Source organism: Microvirga arvi (genome assembly GCF_016892765.1).
Classification (GTDB): domain Bacteria; phylum Pseudomonadota; class Alphaproteobacteria; order Rhizobiales; family Beijerinckiaceae; genus Microvirga; species Microvirga arvi.
On sequence record NZ_JAFEMD010000009.1, the window covers coordinates 106,086 to 126,305 of the forward strand.

At 63.5% G+C, this 20,220-nt stretch carries 13 protein-coding genes; 3 read left to right on the forward strand and 10 right to left on the reverse strand.

The window, feature by feature from the left end:
* Nucleotides 1–18 precede the first annotated feature (18 nt).
* The 3 genes from ILT44_RS07895 (at nt 19) to ILT44_RS07905 (ending at nt 3,831) form a co-directional block, all read left to right on the forward strand.
* On the forward strand, nt 19–927 hold the full coding sequence (locus ILT44_RS07895) for an N-acetylglucosamine kinase (RefSeq protein WP_204239032.1): 909 nt from the start codon (nt 19–21) through the stop codon (nt 925–927).
* 413 nt (nt 928–1,340) lie between these two features.
* A complete protein-coding gene (locus ILT44_RS07900; protein ID WP_204239033.1) occupies nt 1,341–2,291 on the forward strand; it encodes a sugar kinase in 951 nt (316 codons plus the stop codon).
* A 73-nt stretch (nt 2,292–2,364) separates the two neighbouring features.
* Nucleotides 2,365–3,831: a sensor histidine kinase gene (locus ILT44_RS07905; protein WP_204239034.1), complete on the forward strand. Its 1,467-nt coding sequence runs from the start codon at nt 2,365–2,367 to the stop codon at nt 3,829–3,831.
* A gap of 125 nt (nt 3,832–3,956) precedes the next feature.
* On the opposite strand, the gene ILT44_RS07910 is transcribed toward ILT44_RS07905, so the two are convergent.
* The 10 genes from ILT44_RS07910 to ILT44_RS07955 form a co-directional block, all read right to left on the reverse strand.
* The gene (locus ILT44_RS07910) at nt 3,957–5,540 is read right to left on the reverse strand and encodes a peptide chain release factor 3 (RefSeq protein ID WP_204239035.1); all 1,584 of its coding nucleotides are present in this window, start codon (nt 5,538–5,540) and stop codon (nt 3,957–3,959) included.
* A 266-nt stretch (nt 5,541–5,806) separates the two neighbouring features.
* On the reverse strand, nt 5,807–6,244 hold the full coding sequence (locus ILT44_RS07915) for a hypothetical protein (RefSeq protein WP_204239036.1): 438 nt from the start codon (nt 6,242–6,244) through the stop codon (nt 5,807–5,809).
* Nucleotides 6,241–9,201 carry a peptidoglycan-binding protein gene (locus ILT44_RS31695; protein WP_204239037.1) on the reverse strand — a complete coding sequence of 987 codons (2,961 nt, stop codon included), beginning with the start codon at nt 9,199–9,201 and terminating at the stop codon, nt 6,241–6,243. Before ILT44_RS31695 ends, ILT44_RS07915 begins: the two co-directional genes overlap by 4 nt.
* A gap of 433 nt (nt 9,202–9,634) precedes the next feature.
* Nucleotides 9,635–10,750 (reverse strand): succinylglutamate desuccinylase/aspartoacylase family protein, encoded by a 1,116-nt coding sequence (locus tag ILT44_RS07925; protein WP_204239038.1) that lies wholly within the window; start codon nt 10,748–10,750, stop codon nt 9,635–9,637.
* Nucleotides 10,751–10,811: 61 nt separating this feature from the next.
* Nucleotides 10,812–11,780 carry a glucokinase gene (locus tag ILT44_RS07930; RefSeq protein WP_372441143.1) on the reverse strand — a complete coding sequence of 323 codons (969 nt, stop codon included), beginning with the start codon at nt 11,778–11,780 and terminating at the stop codon, nt 10,812–10,814.
* A 74-nt stretch (nt 11,781–11,854) separates the two neighbouring features.
* Complete coding sequence (locus ILT44_RS07935) at nt 11,855–13,663, reverse strand: glycoside hydrolase family 15 protein (protein ID WP_204239040.1); 1,809 nt, start codon at nt 13,661–13,663, stop codon at nt 11,855–11,857.
* Nucleotide 13,664: 1 nt separating this feature from the next.
* Entirely contained in the window at nt 13,665–14,417 is a 753-nt protein-coding gene (otsB, locus tag ILT44_RS07940) for a trehalose-phosphatase (protein ID WP_204239041.1), read from the reverse strand.
* A gap of 22 nt (nt 14,418–14,439) precedes the next feature.
* Nucleotides 14,440–16,674 carry a trehalose-6-phosphate synthase gene (locus ILT44_RS07945; protein WP_204239042.1) on the reverse strand — a complete coding sequence of 745 codons (2,235 nt, stop codon included), beginning with the start codon at nt 16,672–16,674 and terminating at the stop codon, nt 14,440–14,442.
* A 241-nt stretch (nt 16,675–16,915) separates the two neighbouring features.
* Nucleotides 16,916–18,241, reverse strand: coding sequence for an HlyD family type I secretion periplasmic adaptor subunit (locus tag ILT44_RS07950; RefSeq protein WP_204239043.1), 1,326 nt, complete (start codon nt 18,239–18,241; stop codon nt 16,916–16,918).
* The gene (locus ILT44_RS07955) at nt 18,242–20,011 is read right to left on the reverse strand and encodes a type I secretion system permease/ATPase (RefSeq protein WP_204239044.1); all 1,770 of its coding nucleotides are present in this window, start codon (nt 20,009–20,011) and stop codon (nt 18,242–18,244) included.
* Nucleotides 20,012–20,220: the final 209 nt, after the last annotated feature.

Here is a 20,220-nt window from a genome sequence, read left to right on the forward strand (position 1 = left end):
AAAGAAGGCTGTGGGCGCATGGGGCTGGGGCTGGGCATCGATGCGGGCGGGACCGCCACGCGCTGGCGGCTGGCGGACGCGAATGGCCGCTGCGTTGCCGAAGGTTCGGTTGCCCCCCTGACCGGGCATCTCTTCTCTGCCGCAGCGGAAGAGCGCGCCCGGCAGATCGTTCTCGACATGGCGCAGGCGTTGCTGAAGACGGGAAAGCCCCTCGGCATCATCGCGGGCATCACGGGCTTGACCCGCGACACCCCGGCGGAAGCCACCATGCGTGCCCTGTTCGCGGAAATCTTCGAGCTCCCGCTCGACAAGGTCTTCGTCGCCGAGGACATGTGGATCGCCTATCTGGCCTACTTTGCGCTGGGCGAAGGCATCCTGGTCTATAGCGGCACCGGCTCCATCGGCTACTACCTGTCCGAGGACAAGCAAGTGATCCGGGTCGGCGGACGCGGCAACCTCATCGACGACGGCGGTTCTGGCTTCTGGATCGCCCGCGAGGCCCTGAAGGCGGTTTTGCGGGCCGAGGAGGAAAGCCCCGGCGAAGGCTGGACGACGACGCTCGGCACCTGCCTGGCCAGGGCGCTCGGCGGCACCGACTGGAACATCGTGCGCTCCTTCGTCTATGGCGGCGACCGGGGCAAGATCGGCTCACTGGCTAGGGCGGTGGGCGAGGCGGCCTATGCCGACGATGCAACCGCGCTGCGTATCTTAAGGGAAGCAGGCGGGGAGCTGGCCCGTCTCGCCAACAGCCTGATCAAGCGCCTCGGCCCCCGGCCGGTGGCCCTGGTGGGCGGCAGCGCACGCCTGCATCCGGTCGTTTCCAGTGCCTTCCGCAAGGAGCTTGTCGCACCCGTCGAGTTCATCGCAACCGATCTGGATGCCGCCCTGACGGCCGCGCGGCTTGCGGCGACGCTCAACAGGGCGTGATGAGATCCAGAAAGCCTAGCGCCGCGTGTTTCTCCTTACGAGAAGACGGGGTGAGGGTTGGCCGTATTGAGCGATCCTCCCTCTCCCGGCTGGGAGAGGGCTGGGGTGAGGGAAGGCCAGTGCCGGATGAAGTGCTGAGGTCTGCGACCGCGGCGGAGATGGCGACGTTCAGCTGGTGAAGTGTCTCACCCTCACCCCTGCCCCTCTCCCACCCGGGAGAGGGGTTCTGCGGCAGCCCTCGCATCTTCTGGATAAGGTGCATCGTTCCGACTTTCCGCCTCGCCTTCGGTCGCTCCCCACCGGGGAGAGGTATGGCCGCAACGTCTCTGACCAGCCCGCAAGACCTTGCTTAATCAGCCCCGCTCGTCCAAGACTTCGCGTCGAAGTGCAGATAGACCCGAGACGTTTTAGCGATGCATGCTCTTTTCGTGGGCCAGACCTATATCGACGTGACCTTCCTGGCGGACGAGTTGCCCACCGGCGACGAGAAGACCGTGGCGCGGGATTATGCGATCTCGTTCGGCGGCAATGCGGTCACCGCCGCCTTCGCCTGTGCCAAGCTCGGGCTTCCGCCGGACCTCCTCACGTCGATCGCCGATGACTGGCTCGGCCGCATGTTCATCGACATGGCGGCGAAGTACGGCATCTCGGTCCACCACCGGAAGGTCCACGAGTCCTCCCTGTCCTTCATCATGCCGAGGGGCGGCAAGCGCGCCATCGTCCGCTGCCGCGACGACCACTACCTGCACCCGGTGCCGCCGCTGAATCTTCAAGGCTGCAAGGCCCTCCACCTCGACGGCCACCAGGCCGATGCCGCCATGCATTACGCCAAGATCTGCCGCGAGACGGGCATCCTCACCTCGCTCGACGGCGGCGGCCTGCGCTCCAACACCCATGAGCTCTTGGAATTCATCGATGTCGCCATCGTGGCCGAGCGCCTATGCGAGCAGATGGATCTCACGCCGGCCGGAATGCTGGGCTATCTCAAGAGCCGCGGCTGCAAGATCGGCGGCGTGACCTTGGGCGAGCGCGGCCTCGTCTGGTACGACGAGACCGGTCAGGAGGGCGTCCTGCCCGCTCTCGACGTTCCGGCAGAGAAGGTGGTGGATACGAACGGCGCCGGCGACATCTTCCATGGCGCCTATGTCTATTCCGCCATGGCGCGGCCTGAGCTTCCCTGGCGCGAGCACTTCCTCTTCGCCCGCGGGGCCTCGTCCCATGCCATCCAGCATCTCGGCAACGAGGCGAGCCTTCCTTCCCTAGCAGATATCGCCCAGGTGCAGGCGCAGTTTCCGGAGAAAGCTCCGTCCAGGGCCCCGCTGGATGCCCCAGATGTGGCTGGACAAAGCAAGTTGACAGCCTAGAACAATATTACGAACGCAATATCATCATGGCATTGTCGCCCTTCCTTCGTGTGCTTTCGTAAAGGATGTCAGCGTGAGTCCCTCTCAGCCTTGGGCCTATGGACTCGATGAGATTCGCCTCAAGGGAGGAGCAGACAGTTTCAGCCGGGAGGCTCTTTCCGAGCTTCTGGAGAACGTGCCGCTGGCGATCGCGGTGACGCTTGGGGCGAACCAGCAATTCGCCTTCGCCAACCGCCTGTTCCGGTCGGCCTTGTCGGCTCCGGACGAGGACCTGACCGGCCAGACGGTGCAGGAGGTGATGGGCGAGCGGTACACCCCCGAGCTTCGGGCCTTGCGGGAAAAAGTGTACCAAACGGGCGAGCCTCAGGAGCTGAAGGATCATCCCCTCGTCCTCACGCCGGGCGCAACCACCTATTGGGACATCAAGCTGCTGCCGGTCCGCGATGCGGGCGATCAGGTCAGCGGCATCCTGGCTCTTGCCGCCCATGTAAGCGAGCGTGTCAGAGCGCGCAGCGAAGCCGAGACCAAGGCCCGCGAGATCGCACTCCACAATGAGCGTCTGGCGCTTGCCGTCGAGGCGACGGAGATGGGCCTGTGGGAATGGAATGCGCAGACGGGCGAGACCTTTTGGTCGGACCGGCAGAAGGACATCTTCGGCCTTCCGAAGAACGAGCCTGCAACCTATGAGTTCTGGTACGCGGCCATTCATCCGGAGGATCGCGAGCACGTGGTGAGCAGCGTCGGATCCTTGAGCGATCCGCGCTCGGGAGGGCAGCTTCAGGTCGAGCACCGGATCATACGCCCTGACGGAGACGTCCGCTGGATCCTCAGCCGCGGTCGCATGCTCTACGAGATCGTCAACGGCGAACTGAAACCTGCCCGCGTTCTCGGAACGATCATCGACATCACCGAGCGCCGCAGGAGCGAGGAGGTCCGGCAGCTCCTGGTGCAGGAGCTCAATCACCGGGTCAAAAACCTCTTCGCTATGACGAGCGGCATGATAGCCCTCACGGCGCGAACGGCGGAGACGCCGAAGCAGATGGCGGCCGCCCTTCGTGGCCGAATCGAGGCCCTGGCCCGCGCGCATGAGCTGATCCGCCCTGCGATCACGGGCAGCGAGCCGACGGACGGCGAGACCTCGGTCGACAAGATCGTCGAGGCCATCCTGGCACCGCACATCAACCAGGGCGCGCCCTCCCCGATGATTCTGGAGGGGCCGCCGGTGCCGATCGGCCCAAAGGCTGCAACGATCCTGACGCTGGTGCTGCACGAGCTTGCGACCAACGCCTCGAAGTACGGGGCCCTCTCGGTTCCCGAGGGCCGCCTGAGGGTCACCTGGGCGCGGGGCGTGATGCTCACGCTCACATGGCAGGAGGAAGGCGGGCCGGCGATCCAGGGCGCACCGAGCACGGAGGGCTTCGGCTCGAAGCTCGCGCGCCGGAGTGTGCAGGACCAGCTCGGCGGCGCCATCTCCTATGACTGGCGGCCCGAGGGCCTGCAGGTGCGCATCGACCTGCCGCTGAACCAGCTCGAAGCCTGAGGCACCCTTAAGCCCTCCCCACAAGGGGGAGGGAGAAGGAGCATGTTCTTCATCGCTCAGACGCTGGAATTCATGAGCCAGACTTTAATGTCTGAGAATAGTACAGCGAAAGAAAGCTTGAGGCCTTAGGCCGCCTTCTTCTGATAGTCCTTCACGTCCGAGAACTGGATCGCCTTGTAGCGGTCGACCTCGTATTGAAGGTTGAACTGGTTCGGCGCCATGAACACCGGCGCATCGTCGAGATCGCGCGCCATGGCCGACAGGTGGCCCTCGATGAACTTGTCGAGTTCCCGCGGATCGTCCGCCGTGATCCAGCGGCAGATGGAGAAGCGCGTCGGATCGTAGTCGATCGGCAGGCCGTATTCGGCGGAAAGCCGTTCCTTCAGCACGTCGAGCTGCAGCGCGCCGACGACGCCGACGATGGCGCCGGAGCCATCCTGCGGCACGAAGAGCTGCACCACGCCCTCCTCCGCCATCTGCTGCAGCGCCTCGCGCAGCTTCTTGGCCTTCATGGCATCCTGCAGCTTGATGCGGCGCAGGATTTCCGGCGCGAAACTCGGCACGCCGCGGAAGATGATGTCCTCGCCCTCGGTGAGCGTATCGCCGATGCGCAGCGTCCCGTGGTTCGGAATGCCGACCACATCGCCGGCCCAGGCCTCGTCCGCGATGGCGCGGTCCTGGGCGAAGAAGAATTGCGGCGAGTTCAGGCTCATGGGCTTGCCGGTGCGCACGAGCTTCGCCTTCATGCCACGCTGGAGCTTGCCTGAGCAGATGCGCATGAAGGCGATGCGGTCGCGGTGGTTCGGATCCATGTTGGCCTGGATCTTGAACACGAAGCCCGTCATGCGGCTCTCGCCTGCCTCGACGAGGCGCTTGTCGGCCTCCTGGCTCCGCGGCGGCGGCGCGTATTCGGCCAGCGAATCGATGAGATCGCGCACACCGAAATTGCGCAGAGCCGAGCCGAAGAACACGGGCGTAAGATGACCTTCGCGGAAGGCTTCCAAATCGAAGGGCTTGCAGGCTTCCTGCGCGAGGAAGACCTCCTCCTGCCAGGCCTCCACCTCTTCCGGCGGGAGCAGGTTTAGAAGCTTTGCATCGTCGGGTCCGGAGACCGCCGTCGGCTCCTCGTCCGTGTCGATGCGGCGGACCATGTTGCGGCGCAGATCGAAGGTGCCGGCAAAGCTCCTGCCCTGGCTGATCGGCCAGGTCACAGGCGAGGTGTCGAGCGCCAGCGTCTTCTCGATCTCGTCGAGGAGGTCGAAGGGATTGCGCGCCTCGCGGTCCATCTTGTTGATGAAGGTCACGATCGGGATGTCGCGCATGCGGCAGACTTCGAAGAGCTTGCGGGTGCGTGCCTCGATGCCCTTGGCCGCGTCGATCACCATGATGGCCGAATCCACAGCGGTCAGCGTGCGGTAGGTGTCCTCCGAGAAGTCCTCGTGGCCCGGCGTGTCGAGCAGGTTGAAGACGCAGTCGCCATATTCGAAGGTCATGACCGAGGTCACCACCGAGATGCCGCGCTCCTTCTCGATCCCCATCCAGTCGGAGCGGGTCGAGACGCGGTTCTTCTTGGCCTTCACCTCGCCGGCGAGCTGGATCGCGCCTCCGAAGAGCAGGAGCTTTTCGGTAAGCGTGGTCTTGCCCGCGTCCGGGTGGGAGATGATGGCAAAGGTTCGGCGGCGGCCCACGGGAGCCGGAAGATCGGTCATGGCGCTTGGTTATCTCTCGGAACGAAGACGGGGGCGGAACGCCATGGCGCCCGCCCCTCTCGCTGGTCTCTTCTCACCCTATATGGGGGCTGCCCGTCAACTGTGAAAGAAGATCACGAGTGTCACACCCTGTTGCCGCCTCCAGGAGGCCTAATAGGGAACCGGCCTTGGTGGTTGCCCACCCGGGAAAGACGCCCTAGTACCTGGCAGTTACGCCCACAAAGCGGGGCCGGCGCTCCAACTCCCCAATCCCACAACCGTAGGGGCTAGTAGCTGTGGAGATGAATATCGAACAGTCCCTTGTGTTTATAGGGCTTCAGGCTGCCGTCAGGCTTAACGACGCAGCCTCCGGAATAGAAGTATTTGAGGCGCGTAGATATGGGAGCATTCACCAAATCATTCCCCCAGAGATTCTCTGTCCTCGCCATTTCTAAAATGGAGGTGAAGGTTCCGACGGTATAGTCACCCTTCGAGGTTCTATGGACTTTCATATCGTCTTCGAAACCTGACGTCTGGCTCCGGTCCCCATTGAAAAGGAACGCTCTTAGCAGCGGCTTGCACTCTTCGATCAGCTTTTTGTCCTTCGCCATCTTCTCACGAAGCTTTGCTTCGGCTTCCTCATAAACAATCCGAGCTGTTTTGTTAACGGCGATAATCTTTACGCTTGAGATGTCGTCATAGACGGAGTTCGACTTTTCAATCACGCCAGAGAAAACGATCTCCGCGCCCTCCCATTGAAGTAGAGATCTTCCGGGTCCATTTGCGGACGAGACATCAAGAGATCATATGATCCATCCTCAACATCCACTCTCAGTGAGCCGCCGTAATCATCAGAGTATTTACCGGCAACGGAACCGCTCCAGACGATCTTCTTGCCTTTGCACTTGGAGTCGAAGTCACTCTTTGAAACCGATCTGCACAGTTTTCGATATTGGTCCTGGGGAATTTCAGCCTCCGATGCCCCAGGCATTATCACCACTGCTTTGGGGCCACTGATGCCTGAACCCGAGCCTTCGCTAGGGGCAGGATTAACACCGGCGCCGGACTGCCTCGTCACAGCGCTCGGCTGGCTCTGAGCGGTCACGTTTGTCGTTGCCTGCTCGCGCGCCTTGGCGACTTGATCCGGATCAATGAGGATTGGCAGATAGCGGAAGGCTACTTGATCACGGCGAAGTGCTCCCGTTAGGGATTTGAGATCGTTCTCCCTCGCATAGATGGCGCCGCATTGGCCACGCTTTGCCGCGATGAAGGACTCCTCGATGGGGGTGATCTTCATAGCAGGAGTGGATTTCATCTCCTCGGTGAGCCGCGTCATGTGGGGCGTCAGAAGCAACGCGTGGGCCTCGCGCTCGCTGCCGTCGATGGCCAGGCATACCTCTTTCGAGTCGTTCTTCAGCATCGCGAAGCCAAGACCCTTGATTGACCCGTCTTCGACACCCTTCTCGATCTCAAGTACCCGAGCGGTCTCAGCCTGAAGTGCGGCGTTCAGGTCCTGATCCGTCACAGAGAACATGAGCTTGAATGCTCCCGAGTCGATGGCTGAAAGAACGTCTGCAATATCAGCAGCCTTTTCCGAGACTAGTGCCTGACGGACCGCAACAATCACGTCGTAGGCCTTCAGGTTGCCGATATCGCAACGTGGCAGCGGGAAGGTGAAGGATTGCCCGTATCGGGCAAAGTGCCCATTCAGAAGCCGGGCCTTGCCGATCTCCGGACTTCCATCATGCCGCTGGCAGAGCGACGGCTTGTTCCCAATAAAGACGAGATCTCCTTTGAGATTCTTTGTGAGAGAGGGAGCCTTGTCGCCGTCGTTGTAGAGAACCAGAATCTCGCTCTGCTCGCCCTCGACCAAGAAGCGGTTCTTGTCCGTCGTTGCGTTCAGAACCATCACGGCTTCGTCCGTCGAGGCCTTCGCCTGTTTGAAGGTAGCAACGGCATGCTCGAGAGCTGCCATGCCAGGATTGGTTCTAACCTGAGCGATCTCGTCCTTCATTCCTGTCAGCAACGCGATAGTTTTTGCCGGCAGCGGAAGAGACATCTTTTGCGATGCATAGGCTTCCGCCTCAGCCAGCGTCGCAATCAACTGCTTCTCTCTCGCACGCTCTGCGCGAAATTGATCAATACGACCTGCAACATCCTTATAGCTCTTCGTCAGCTCCGTGAGACGAACTGCTTGTCCTTGCGCCGAGGGATCAATCCCACCTGCCATGGTCTGCGCGCCCCTTTGAAGCAGACGCTGTGCCGTCTCGTCCGAGAGAAGCCCGTCGACAGCAATGTTTTCCGCGGTCTGGAAATTGCTGATCGCCGTGCGTGTCCCCGCACCATAGATACCGTCCGCCTTCTCCGTTGCCGGAATGTATCCGATCTCCTGGAGAAGCTTCTGGAGCTGAACATGCTCGTCGAGAGGACGGCCCGTCTCTTCACGCGCAGAGAATGGCGCCGATTGCGCCATCTGGGCCTGCCACTGATCGCGCTGACGACGATACTCGGCCGCAACGCAGGGAACAGCCTTCTTGATGGCTGCGCTTGACACCGTTCCCTTCTCGGGAATGGCGCAGGTCTGGAGGACCGCTTGCGTGAACGCGACGGCTTCCTGCTTGAGAGTACTCCGCTGATCCGGCGCGCTGAAGCGGACCACATAGTAGGGGCGCAGCAAGTCGACATCCAGGCGGCTCAGTTCCTTGTCGGAACAGATGATCTTTCCGAGCGGATCCTTGGCCTTCGTGCAATCATAGGTCGGGCCGATCGCGAGTTGCGCCTTCTCGATCGTGAAGACGGGAGGGGCTTCCTGCGTGATTTCCGCGTATTTCACCTGCAGGGCGCCGAAATCGTCGTGAATCTCCTGCGAGATCTCGCCCGACAGCTTCTGCTCGGCGCGCGAGCGGGCCGCACCGAGACTGTCCAGCGCCGCCAAGCGGGCATTGTCACTCTCGGCGAAACCGGCAAGCGCTTTGTAGTCGCGCCGGATCGCCTCGACATCACTAGCCGAAATCACAGCCTTGGGACCCGATGCGGATGCAATCCGCTTCGCGAGCTTCTGCGCCTCCGCGCGAACGCTCTCCGACCGGGACGATTGAAGACCCTCCACGCTGCCGCGTAGGGCATTCAGGTCCGCGATCAGACGCTGGCGCTCGGCCTGGCGATAGCGCTGCTGCCGGCCGGAATCGCTTTCGACATCCACCAGCAGAAACGATCCGTTCGAGAAGTAGAGATCGATGGCCGTACGCAGGTCGGTCACCTGCGCGCGACCGGAGCTGTCCGTCTGCCCGAAAGACTGGTTGCAGGTCGAGACGACTGTTGCGCCGTTTTCATCCAGCGCGTTGCACCGGTAACTGGCTTTCAGGTTTCCGGGCTCGAATTTGGCGCACTCGCTGCCGATGGGAGCCAATCGGGGATCGCTCGGCATCACGCCGTTCTGGATCAGCGCAGGAATGGTGACGTCGTGGCGGGCCAGCGCCTTTTGCGCACAATAGAGGCGCATCTCAGGCTGTCCGGCCCACGCCTCCTTCGCAGCCTGCATCTGCGCGGCGGCAATCATCCCACCGATCAGACCGAAGACTCCCGCCGCATTCGACTGAGCCTTGCTGCTCTGCGTGACGAATTGAGACAATCCCAGGCAGGCAATGCTGCAGACAATAATCTTATTTCGAAGAATAAACACTCAAGCCCCCAACCAATACCCGGTCTTTCAGCCGTGTTGCAGGTCGAGCATAAGCTCATACATGAGCCTATGGTGTCCGATCCACTTCGCAGACGATGGATCCTCATCAACCTTCTGCAAAGGTAAACACCGGAGCTGAAGTGTTATGTCAGGAAGCGATGCCTAATCCATGCGACAGCCCGCCACAGCACTGACGTGAAGATGAGACGGGTGGCGCGGTTGAACGATCCACGATCACCCTTACATTCGGTTCTCCCGTCAACAACGAAAGGAGGTGATCCAGTGTCTCATTGTCATACCCTACGGTCCCCGGTTGCCGTGACCTGGATCTTGGCCTCTGCCGAGATTGGTGCGTAACGCACGTCAAGGAACGGCTCCTTAAGGGCCGTGGAACCGACAATGGAAAGGCCGTCCTTTGGGACGGCCTTTCTTTTTACGCGCTCAGAAGCTTGCCTGTCCTCCGTGCCTCGGTGCCGGCGACCTTGGCGATCCGCATGCCCCGGGTCACGAAGCGCTGGGCGATGCGGGCGAACATCACGCCGTCGCACGGCGCCTTGGTTTCGGCTGTGACGCCCGTCAGCGGATCGATGACCTCGGCAATCACATCGCCTTCCTTCACCCGCGCCCCCGCATCGGTCCGGAAGACCAGGACGCCATAGGCGGGAGCCTGGACCGGCTCGGAGGCTGCGAGCGGCGTGGGCTGGCACAGCGGCTCCGGCACCTGCGGCGCCTCACCCGCAATCGCCCCGCGCAAAGTCAAGTAATCGATGATCGCAGCCGCATCGGCCTGCCCCGTCTCATGGCTCACGTCCCGCTCGCCCCGGAACTCCAGGGTGGTCGAGTGGCAGCTGAACGGGATGGGATGGGCCGGGAAACGGTCTGCCAGCTCCGCCCAGGGGCGGCTGCAAGCCTCGTCGAAGGGCTCGTCGCCCGACACGTCGGCGAGCAGATAGGCATAGGCGCCGATCAGGGCAGAGAGCGGGGCGAACGCCTCCGCCGAGCGGGTATGGGTGTAGAGATGCACCACGGCTTCGGCGTCACAATGCATGTCGAGCACGACGTCCGCACCCTGGGCGAGACCGAGCAGGGTCTTCTTCAGCACCTCGGCCGGATTGGACGGCTCCCAGGCATCACACTCCGCCTGCAGGGCCTCGCGGATGAGGCGTACATTGGCCTCGCCGTCCTTCGTGAGCTTGCCCTCGATGCGCTCGGCAACTTTCGGCACGAGGTCCGGATAGCCCCGGTTGAAGTTGATGCCGTCGGAAAGGTTGAAGCGGCCGATATGGTCGCCGAGCACCCTTTGGGCAAGGCCGATGGGATTGGCGGAGGGCACGAGCACGATCTCGCCCGTGATCCGGCCTTCGCTCTCAAGGGCGGTGAGGCGCTCGCGCAGGTGGTGGGCCGCGATCATGCCGGGGATCTCGTCCGCATGGAGCGAGGCCTGGACATGAATGCGCGGGCGGGCGCCTTCCGTGCCGAAGTGTTGGACGGTCAGGGAGAGGTCGGCTCCGGGCGCGAGCGGAGCAAGGGCGATCTGTTCTGTTCTCATCACCAATCAGCAGGTTAAGGCGAGGCCTCGTGGAGGCTCGCGCATGATCTCGGCAGGCCCCTCAGGTAGCCTGCCACCCTTGCGATTGGAAGACGAAGCGCTCGGGATTCGTCACGATGGCAGCCAGTCCCTGCAGGGCCGGCTCCGGATTGACGATGGCGTAGACCGGCACCTTCCTCGCCCAGGCATCGTGGGGCGCCTTGTGGTCGAAGGCCCCCCGGAAATCGCCGGCCTGGAGAATGTCGATCATCCGGGGCGCGATGCCGCCCGCGATGAAGACGCCGCCGGAGGATTCGAAGGTCAGCGCCAGATCGCCGGCGAAGCGCCCGAGGAAGCGCGCGAACAGGGCCAGCGCATCTTTGGCGAGATCGTTGCCCTCGCGGGCCGCGGCCAGGACGTCGTTGGGCATCGTGAACGGGCACGCGACGCAGCGATGGGCGGAAAGAGCCCTGGCGATGCGGAACAGGCCCGGACCCGACAGCACGACCTCTCCCGAAACCCGCCCGCCGACCCGTTCCAGATGCGGCCAGAGGGCGGTTTCCTCGTCGGTGATCGGCCCGAACTCCATGTGTCCCGCCTCGGTCGCAAGGATCGCGAAGCGATCCTCCACCGGCACTAGGGCGCCTGCCCCGAGGCCGGTGCCCGGACCCAGCACCACGCGCGGCCCGGACCTGGCCGGCGTGAAGGTCCCGAGGGCCGCGAGATCGCCCTTCGCCTCGTCGAGGACCGTGACGGAGGCTGCGACCGGCGTGTAGTCGTTGACGAGGGTCACGCGCTCAAGATCGAGCGCCCGGCCGATGGCCTCGGCATCGATCACCCAATGGGCATTGGTGAGACGGATGGCGGGCGCGTCCACCCGGGTCGCGACCGCGATGATGGCGGAGCGGGGGGTCGCTCCCCGGTAGGCTTCGAGCGCGATCCTGATGGCGCCGACCGGATCCGGCGTCTGCGCCGTCAGCGTGCGCGGCAGAAGCTGAACGGGTTCTCCGGGCGCAGGCAGAACGGCGAAGCGCGCGTTGGTGCCGCCGATATCGCCGAGAAGAACAGGAAATGCGAACATCGAAGCCTATCGTCCTTTCCGCCTTTCGCACCCGATCCTGAGGATCAGACCGCTTCTTCCCAGCTCCGGCTCAGGCGCACGGCCGAGTTGATGAGACCGACCATGGAATAGGTTTGGGGGAAGTTGCCCCACAGCTCCCCGGTCGTGAAATCCGCATCCTCGGAGAAGAGGCCGAAGGAGTTGCGCAGGCTCAGGATGTGCTCGAACAGCTCCTTTGCCTCCTCCTTGCGTCCGATGGCGCTCAGGGCGTCCACGTACCAGAAGCCGCAGATCATGAAAGCCGTGTGCATGAGCCCGAAATCGTCTTCCACATCATACCGCAGCAGCAGGTCGCCGCGCCGCAGCTTCGTCCCCACGGCCTCCACGGTGGCGATGAAGCGCGGATCGTCCGGCTTCACGAAATCCAGCTCGGCCAGGAGGAGAAGCGTCGCGTCGAGATCCTCGCCGTCGAAGGAGGAGACGAAGGTTCCCGTTGTCGGATTGTACGCCCGCTCGTTGATGACCCGGTGCATGTGCTCGGCATTCTCGCGCCAGAAGGAAGCCCGGTCTTCGCGGCCCATCGCTTCGGCGATCTTGATGAGCCGGTCGCAGGCGGCCCAGCACATCACGCTCGGAAAGGTGTGCACAGCCGCCTTGGTGCGCAGCTCCCAGGGGCCCGCATCGGGCTGGTCGAAGACCTCGATCGCCCGCTGCCCCAGCTTTTCCAGATGGGAGAACAGGGCCCGGTTGCCGGTGCGGATCAGGCGCTTGTCCAGGAAGGCGTGGACCGAGGCTAGAACGATGCTGCCATAGGCATCGTTCTGGATCTGCGTATAGGCCGCGTTGCCGACGCGCACGGGCCCCATCCCGCGATACCCTGCTAGGGCCGTTGCTTCCCGCTCCTCGAGATCGGGGGAGCGCGTGATGCTGAACAGCGGCGGCATGTCCTTCTGGTTAGGGATAGCCTCCATGTCGTCGACGATGTTGGTGATGTAGGTGAGGTATTCCTCCATCGTTTTCGTGGTGCCGAGCCGGTTGAGGGCCTGGATCACGAAATAGGCGTCGCGCAGCCAGCAATAGCGGTAATCCCAGTTGCGCTTCGTGTGCGGCGCCTCCGGCACTGAGGTGGTCAGCGCCGCCACGATGGCGCCCGTCTCCTCATAGTTGCACAGCTTGAGCGTGATCGCGGCGCGGATCACTTCCTCCTGCCAGTCGAAGGGAATGGACAAAGAGCGTACCCAGTCGCGCCAGAAATCGACGGTGCTGTCGAGGAAGGCACGGGATGTGGAATCCGTTTCGGAGCGAAGCGGCTCGTCCTCCCCGAAGAAGAAGGACATCGGCCGGTCCACCACGAAAGGCCGCTCGTCCTGCACGTAGGACACGGATGCATCGGTGGTGAGCCTCAGCGAATAGGCCGGTCCGACGAAGCGCAGATGGTTGCTGCCGCGGGTCAGGTTCGGCGGGCAACCGCCCCAGTCGTAATGGGGCCGCAGCCGCACGCGGATGCGCGGGCGCCCCTTCAGCGGCTGGACCCGGCGGATCAGCATCGGCGGGCGGAAGGTGCGGTCGTAATGCTTGAAGCGCGGCGCAAAATCGGTGACTTCCAGAATGTTACCAAAGGAATCCGTCATGCGGGACACGAGCACGGCCGTGTTCTCGAGATAGCTCTGCTCGCAAGAGACGATGCCGACCATGTCGATGGCAAAGACCCCCTTCTGGTCCGCATCGCTCCCGCCTTCAGGGCTGTCGAGCAGGGCGGAGAAGACCGGGTCACCGTCGAAGCGGGGAAAGCAGCTCCAGACGATCTGCGCGCGGCGATCCACCAGCGCCGAAATCGTGCAATTGCCGATGACGGCAAGGTCCAATGAACTCATGTCAACAATCATCCTCTTTGAAAGGCAGAGATCCTTCTAGAGCCCATGTGGACAGGCAATGTCGCAAATCCGCAGGCGTTCCAAGACGCACCTGGGCAATGGTCTCGCCTGCACCGATGCGCACCGACAGGCCGCCATGGGCATTCACGGTCTTGAACCCGTTCTCGTCGGTCAAGTCATCCCCTACGAAGATCGGACGCCTTCCCTTATAGGGAGGCTCGTGCAGGAACCGCTCGATCACCTTGCCCTTCCCGGCCGCCGAGGGAAGGATTTCTGCCACAGCTTTGCCGTGCTGAACACGGTAATCGCTGCCCAAAGCCTCGATGGCCGCATGGGCGGTGGCGAGAGCGAACTCCTTCTCATGCGGAGCGAGCCGCCAGTGAATGGCGACGGAGCAGCCCTTGTCCTCGATGAGAATTCCCTCCTTGTCCGCCACGATCCTGCCCAGGCGCTCCACCATGTCGCGCAGGGCAGGATGATCGTCCGGGTCGCACATGGACAGCGTTCCGGAGATGCGCTGCTCGAGCCCGTGAAGGCCGGCCATGTCGAACTCGTGCGGCACGAATCGCCCGTCGAGGAACGCGATGGGGCGCCCGCTGATGATGGCGAGCGCGCCGCCGAGCCGCTCTTGCAGCTTCGTGAGAACCTCCGGCAAACCCGGATCGACCGTGACCGCGTCGGGCCGGTCGACGATGTCGACGAGGGTTCCGTCGAAATCGAGGAAGAGAGCATAGCCTCCATTCTTCGCCGGCATATGTCCTTGCTTTGCTGAGATCTCACGCATCGGCCGCCGCCCGCCGCCGTCCCTTGGCGATCAGCCGCCTGATCCGCTGCTGCTTGCGCAGACGCGATGCGGACAGCAGCATCTGCCCGGCCCAGCGATAGACATTGCGCTCCTTGACCTGATCGCGCATCAGCCGCATCCGCTCGCGCTGCTCGGGCTGTGCCATGGTCAGGGCGCGGTTGATGGCCTCGCCCATGGCATGGGCATTGTAGGGGTTGACGATCAGAGCCTCCGACAGCTCGCGGGAGGCGCCTGCGAAGGCCGAGAGGATGAGCACGCCCTGCTCATCGTCGCGGGCGGCCACGAACTCCTTGGCCACGAGGTTCATGCCGTCGTGAAGGCTCGACACGATGCACAGATCCGCAGCGCGGAAGAGTTCGAAGACTTCGTCGGGCTCGTGATGACGGATGAGAAGCTTGATGGGCTCGTATCCGTTGCCGCCATATTTCTCATTGATCTCGCGAGACAGGGCCTCCGCCTCCTCCTGGAGCAGACGGTAATTGGCGAGCTTGCTGCGCGTCGGAGCCGCAACCTGCACGAAGGTGAAGTTGCCCCGCCATTCGGGATGCTCGCCGATCAGGGCATCGATCGCCTGCATGCGGTCGAGGATGCCCTTCGTATAGTCGAAGCGTTCGATGCCGACGCCGATGCGCATGTCCGGCGACAGGCCGAGGCGCTCCCGCACGATCCGGCGGCATTCCTCCACCGGCTTCTGCCCCTCCATGGCCGTCGGCGGCCATTCGATGGAGATCGGGTAGGGGCGGATCAGGGTTTCCTCCCCGCCGAAGAACACCGAGTCCTTTTCCCGGTCGATGCGGCTTTCCACGAAGGAATCGACCGAGTCCAGGAAGTTGTTGCAATGGGCCTGGGTGTGGAAGCCGAGGATCGAGGAACCGAGCAGCCCGTCGATGATCTCCTCCCGCCAGGGGCAGATGCCGAAGGTCTCGGCGTTGGGCCAGGGAATGTGCCAGAAGGTGACGATGGTCGCCTGGGGCAGCCGGTCGCGGATCATGCGCGGCAGAAGCGCGAAATGATAATCCTGCACCAGGATGATCGGGTCCTCGCGCTTGGCTTCAGTCACGATCGCATCGGCGAACTTCTCGTTCACCGAGCGGTAGAGCTGCCAGTCCGCCTCGCGGAAAATCGGACGCACGAAGGCGATGTGGCAGAGCGGCCAGAGGCCCTCGTTGGCGGCACCGTAGTAATAGCCGTCCTGCTCCTCTTCCGAGAGCCAGACCCGGCGCAGGCTGTAGGATGGGTGATTCGGCGGAACGGGCACCCGGTCGTTGGCATCCACCGTCTCCCGGTCCGCAGTGCCGCTGCCATGGGCGACCCAGGTGCCGCCGCAGGCGCGCACCACCGGCTCCAGGGCCGAGACGAGGCCGCTTGCGGGGATCTGGAGCGAAATCTCCCCACTCTCGGTGCGGTTATGGATGTAGGGCTCGCGGTTCGACACCACGATGACCTCGGAGCCGGACAATTCGTTGGCGAGCGCAGCCCTCAAGGTGTCCGGACTCCAATCCGTGTGCGCGGCATCGATCGTCCGCCGGGAAGACTCCAGTTCCTGGAGCACGTCTCGAATCTCCTGGCCGAGAGGAATGATGTTTTCCTCGACCTGTGGCTGCGCATTGCCCGCGCGGGCGCTCTCCAGCGCCTGCCGGATCGAGGCGAGCCACCGCCGCATGATGAAGGCCGCGATCATGGCCGCCAAGGCCGCCGCCCCGAAGGCGACGCCTGCCAGGGCCAGGAACAGGTAGTTTCTCGCCTCCCCTCCCCGCTGATCGGCATAGCTCAGGTCGTGCAGGACGACGAGGTGCCCCGACCGCCCGCCGGCATTCAGCGGAAAGGAGCTGACTAGGATGTTATGGTCCTGGTTCCTGACGGTGGAGAAGCTCTCCGCATCGGAGCGGGACGCCTCCGCACAGGAGAAGGATTTGGGCATGCTGGCCGTCGGGAAGCGCAGCTCCTGACCGTCGCAATAGCCGATGGCCATCACGCGCTCGTCGGAGGCGATCCGCTCGAACAGGCCGGACACCTGCTGAGCGTCATTGCGCACGAGAAGTCCCGTGACCTGGTCACGGACGGAGTTGAACACCAGACGTGATCGCAGTTCGACGTCGCGGCGCGACCATTGCTCTACGAAGGATGTCGCAAAGGGCAGCACCGCCAGGATGACGATGCCTGCCACCAGCAATGCGATGCCGCCGAAGCGGAGGATGATCCTCAAAATGCTCAGTTCCTCAAGAAGACCGACAGCGTCATCGAAGCGGTCGAGCCCTCGCGGTGGACAAGGTTTCTTCGATGGAAGGCCGCAGGCAGGACGCGGCCTTCGCCCCTGTTATGGGTTTGCTTGCGGAACTTTCCAGGCTTGAGCGCGGCTGGATGGAGGTTCAGACGGGAATTCAAATGAAAACCGCGGCCGGTGCTGTCTGCACCGGCCGCGGTTCATCAGGATATGAAACGAGGGATCAATGCTCGCGGAAGGCGCGGGCGATCTGCTCCTGCATGGGCTTGAAGAAGTACTCGAACGGCGTGCGCTCGTTGACCTCGACGAAGACTTCGGCCTGCATGCCTGCAATGAGGTGCAGGTTTTCGAGCTTCTTGATCTCGTGCTGCGGCAGCTCGATCCGGATCGTATAGAAGGTGGTGCCGGTCTGCTGGTCCCGCGACACGTCCGCTGAAATGCGACTGACGGAGCCGTGCAGGTCCGGCATGTTGCGCGCGTTGGAGGCGTGGACCTTCACCGTGGCCTTCTGTCCGAGCTTCACCTGATCGATCTCGTTCGGGAGAACCTTGGCTTCGAGCTCGAGCTTGTCGTTCACCGGAACAATGTTCATCACCGGCTCCGCCGGCGAGATCACGCCGCCGATGGTGTGGACGTTGAGCTGGTGGACATAGCCGTCGCTGGGCGCACGGATGTCGATGCGCTTGAGCTGGTCTTCCGCTGCCACGCGCCGCTCGGTGTACTCGGCGACCTTGCCCTGGATCTCGCGCAGCTCCTGCATCGCCTCGGCGCGCATCTGCTCATCGATCTGGATGATCTGGAACTCGGTCTCGGCGATGCGGCTCTCGGACTGAGCGACGGCTGCGATGAGCTGGCCGCGCTGGCCTTCGATGCTGGCGGCATCGCGCTCCAGCGCGTTCAGGCGCGTGAGCGGGACCAGGTTTTTCTGATAGAGGTCGCGAACGCCCTTCAGTTCGTCCACGATCAGCTCGGCTTCGCGGACTTTCGCCTGCTGCTGAGCCTTCAGGCCCGTGATCTCGTCCCGGGACTGGGTGATGCGCTTCTTGAGCTGGTCCTTCTGCGCGTCCCGCGAGGCGCGGCGTGCCGTGAACAGCGTCCGCTCGGAGGACATGATCTTCTGAACGGCCGGTTCATTGAGCCGGCTGGCGAATTCAGGCGGCATCAGGACTTCGGACAAGCCGTCACGCTCCGCCTCGAGGCGAGCCTGGCGGCCGAGATATTCATCGAGCTGCTTCGACACGACCTGCATGTTGGCGCGGGTCACCGTCTCGTCCAGGCGGACCAGGAGATCGCCCTGGGAGACGCGATCCCCTTCCTTGACCTTCAGCTCGCCGACGATGCCGCCGGTCGAGTGCTGGATCTTCTTGACGCTGGTATCGACCACGAACTGGCCGCCGGCCACCACAGCGCCGGACAGGGTCGAGGTGGCGGCCCACAGGCCGATCGTGCCGCCGAACAGGGCGATCAGGGTCACGCCCGCAACGGCGGACTGGCGCAGGATCCGCTGATGCACAGAGGGCTTCTTCTCGGGAGCTTGAATGACCAACATTTAACCAACCTCTCGCAGGTTAGCAGCCTGGGCGGCCGGCGCCTGCTGCGGGCGCACGGGGGCCGGCGCCGCATTGCGTTTCATGACGGATTGCAGGACCTCGTCGCGCGGGCCGACGGCCTTGATCCGACCCTCTTCCATGATGGCGACCTGATCGACCTGGCCGAGAGCGGCCGGGCGGTGCGTGATGACGACCACGACGCCGCCACGCTTCCTCACTGACAGGATCGCCTGGTTCAGAGCCTCGTCGCCGGCGCCGTCGAGGCTGGCATTCGGCTCGTCGAGCACGACCAGGAACGGGTTGCCATAGAGGGCGCGAGCAAGCGCCACGCGCTGGCGCTGGCCACCCGACAGGGAGGCTCCGCCTTCGCCGATGCGGGTGTCGTAGCCGTCGGACAGGTTGAGGATGAGCTCATGGGCGCCCGCCGTCTGCGCCGCGGCGATGACATCGTCCGGCTTCGCATCGGGCTGGAAGCGGGCGATGTTCTCGGCGATGGTGCCTTCGAAGAGCTCCACGTCCTGCGGCAGGTAGCCGATGTTCCGGCCGAGCGGATCCGGCTCCCACTGGTCGAGGGCCGCGCCGTCGAGGCGGATCTCGCCGCGCAGGGTCGGCCACACGCCGACGAGGGCGCGGGCGAGCGTCGACTTGCCCGAGGCGCTGGGACCGATGAGACCCAGCCCCTGGCCCGCCTGGAGCTGGAAGCTGGCAGCCTGGACGATCGGCAGCGGGGCGCCCGGGGCGCCGACATAGACCTCGTCGAGCAGGAGGGTCGACTTCGGCGCGGGCAGCGGCATGCGCTGACCCTGGGCCGGCACGAGCGACATGATGTGCGCGAGGCGGCGATAGGCCTGGCGGGAGGCGGTGAAGCCCTTCCAGTGCGCCACCGCGATTTCGATCGGCGCCAGGGCGCGGGACATCAGGATCGAGCCCGCGATCATCAGGCCGCCCGACATCTGGCCCTGGATGACGTAATAGGCGCCAAGACCGAGAACGGCCGATTGGAGCACCATGCGGAAGACCTTGGCGAAGGCACTGATGCCGGCAGACGATTCGCTGGCCATCAGGCCGTCGTTGACGTGGCGGACATGCACTGCGTCATAGCGCTTGGCGAGGAAGCCCAGCATGCCGTTGGCGCGGATGGCCTCCGCATTGCGGCGGCTGGTTTCGGCGATGGCATGACGCTCGGCGCCGCTCTTCGTCACCTCGTAGGACGGGCCCTTGCTCTTGGCATCCGTGTAGATGGTCAGGAAGATGATGACGACACCGCCCGCGACCGACAGGACGCCGATTCCGGGATGGATCATGAAGCAGCCGATGAGGAAGATCGGCATGAAGGGCATGTCGAAGAGGGCTGTGGGACCTAAGCTCGAGAGGAAGCCGCGGATCGTGTCGAGATCCCGGATCGGCTGCATGCTCTCCGCCTGCTTGGCGCCCTTCAGCGGCATCGTGGCCACCAGGTCGAACACCCGGTGAGACAGGAGTTCGTCGAAGCGGGCGCCGATGCGCGCCAGCATCCGGCTGCGGATCATGTCGAGGCTGCCCGAGAGGGCAAAGGCCGCAAGGGTGATCAAGGAGAGGCCGATCAGGGTGGCGATGTTGCGGCTCGACAGCACCCGGTCGTAAACCTGGAGCATGTAGATGGAGCCCGTGAGGGCCAGAAGGTTCACCACCGCCGAAAAGACGGCAACACCCGTGAATGAGGGAAGGCAGGATCGCAGAGCGTCCTGGACCTCTGTGCTTTCTTCCCGATTTCTCGATGCCTGCTTCATGTCTTCTTTCCTAGGCGCATACGTCACCGGCGCCGGCTTGATTGCAGTGCCATTGTGCAAGGCTATCACCTAGCACAGTGGTAGCCACTTGGCGATGGCTGCGATGTCGGGGTACGGCCCCACAAGAGTATCTCATTATAGTTAGGCCGGGAGGCCCACGTTGCTCATTACTCTTATGGGTATTGAGACGCCCCTAAGGTGTCGCTTTC

Coding starts and splice junctions, on each gene's coding strand:
- ILT44_RS07895 (WP_204239032.1), top strand. CDS start 19: ATGGGGCTGGGGCTGGGCATCGATGCGGGCGGGACCGCCACGCGCTGG.
- ILT44_RS07900 (WP_204239033.1), top strand. CDS start 1,341: ATGCATGCTCTTTTCGTGGGCCAGACCTATATCGACGTGACCTTCCTG.
- ILT44_RS07910 (WP_204239035.1), bottom strand. CDS start 5,540: ATGACCGATCTTCCGGCTCCCGTGGGCCGCCGCCGAACCTTTGCCATC.
- ILT44_RS07925 (WP_204239038.1), bottom strand. CDS start 10,750: ATGAGAACAGAACAGATCGCCCTTGCTCCGCTCGCGCCCGGAGCCGAC.
- ILT44_RS07935 (WP_204239040.1), bottom strand. CDS start 13,663: ATGAGTTCATTGGACCTTGCCGTCATCGGCAATTGCACGATTTCGGCG.
- otsB (WP_204239041.1), bottom strand. CDS start 14,417: ATGCCGGCGAAGAATGGAGGCTATGCTCTCTTCCTCGATTTCGACGGA.
- ILT44_RS07950 (WP_204239043.1), bottom strand. CDS start 18,241: ATGTTGGTCATTCAAGCTCCCGAGAAGAAGCCCTCTGTGCATCAGCGG.
- ILT44_RS07955 (WP_204239044.1), bottom strand. CDS start 20,011: ATGAAGCAGGCATCGAGAAATCGGGAAGAAAGCACAGAGGTCCAGGAC.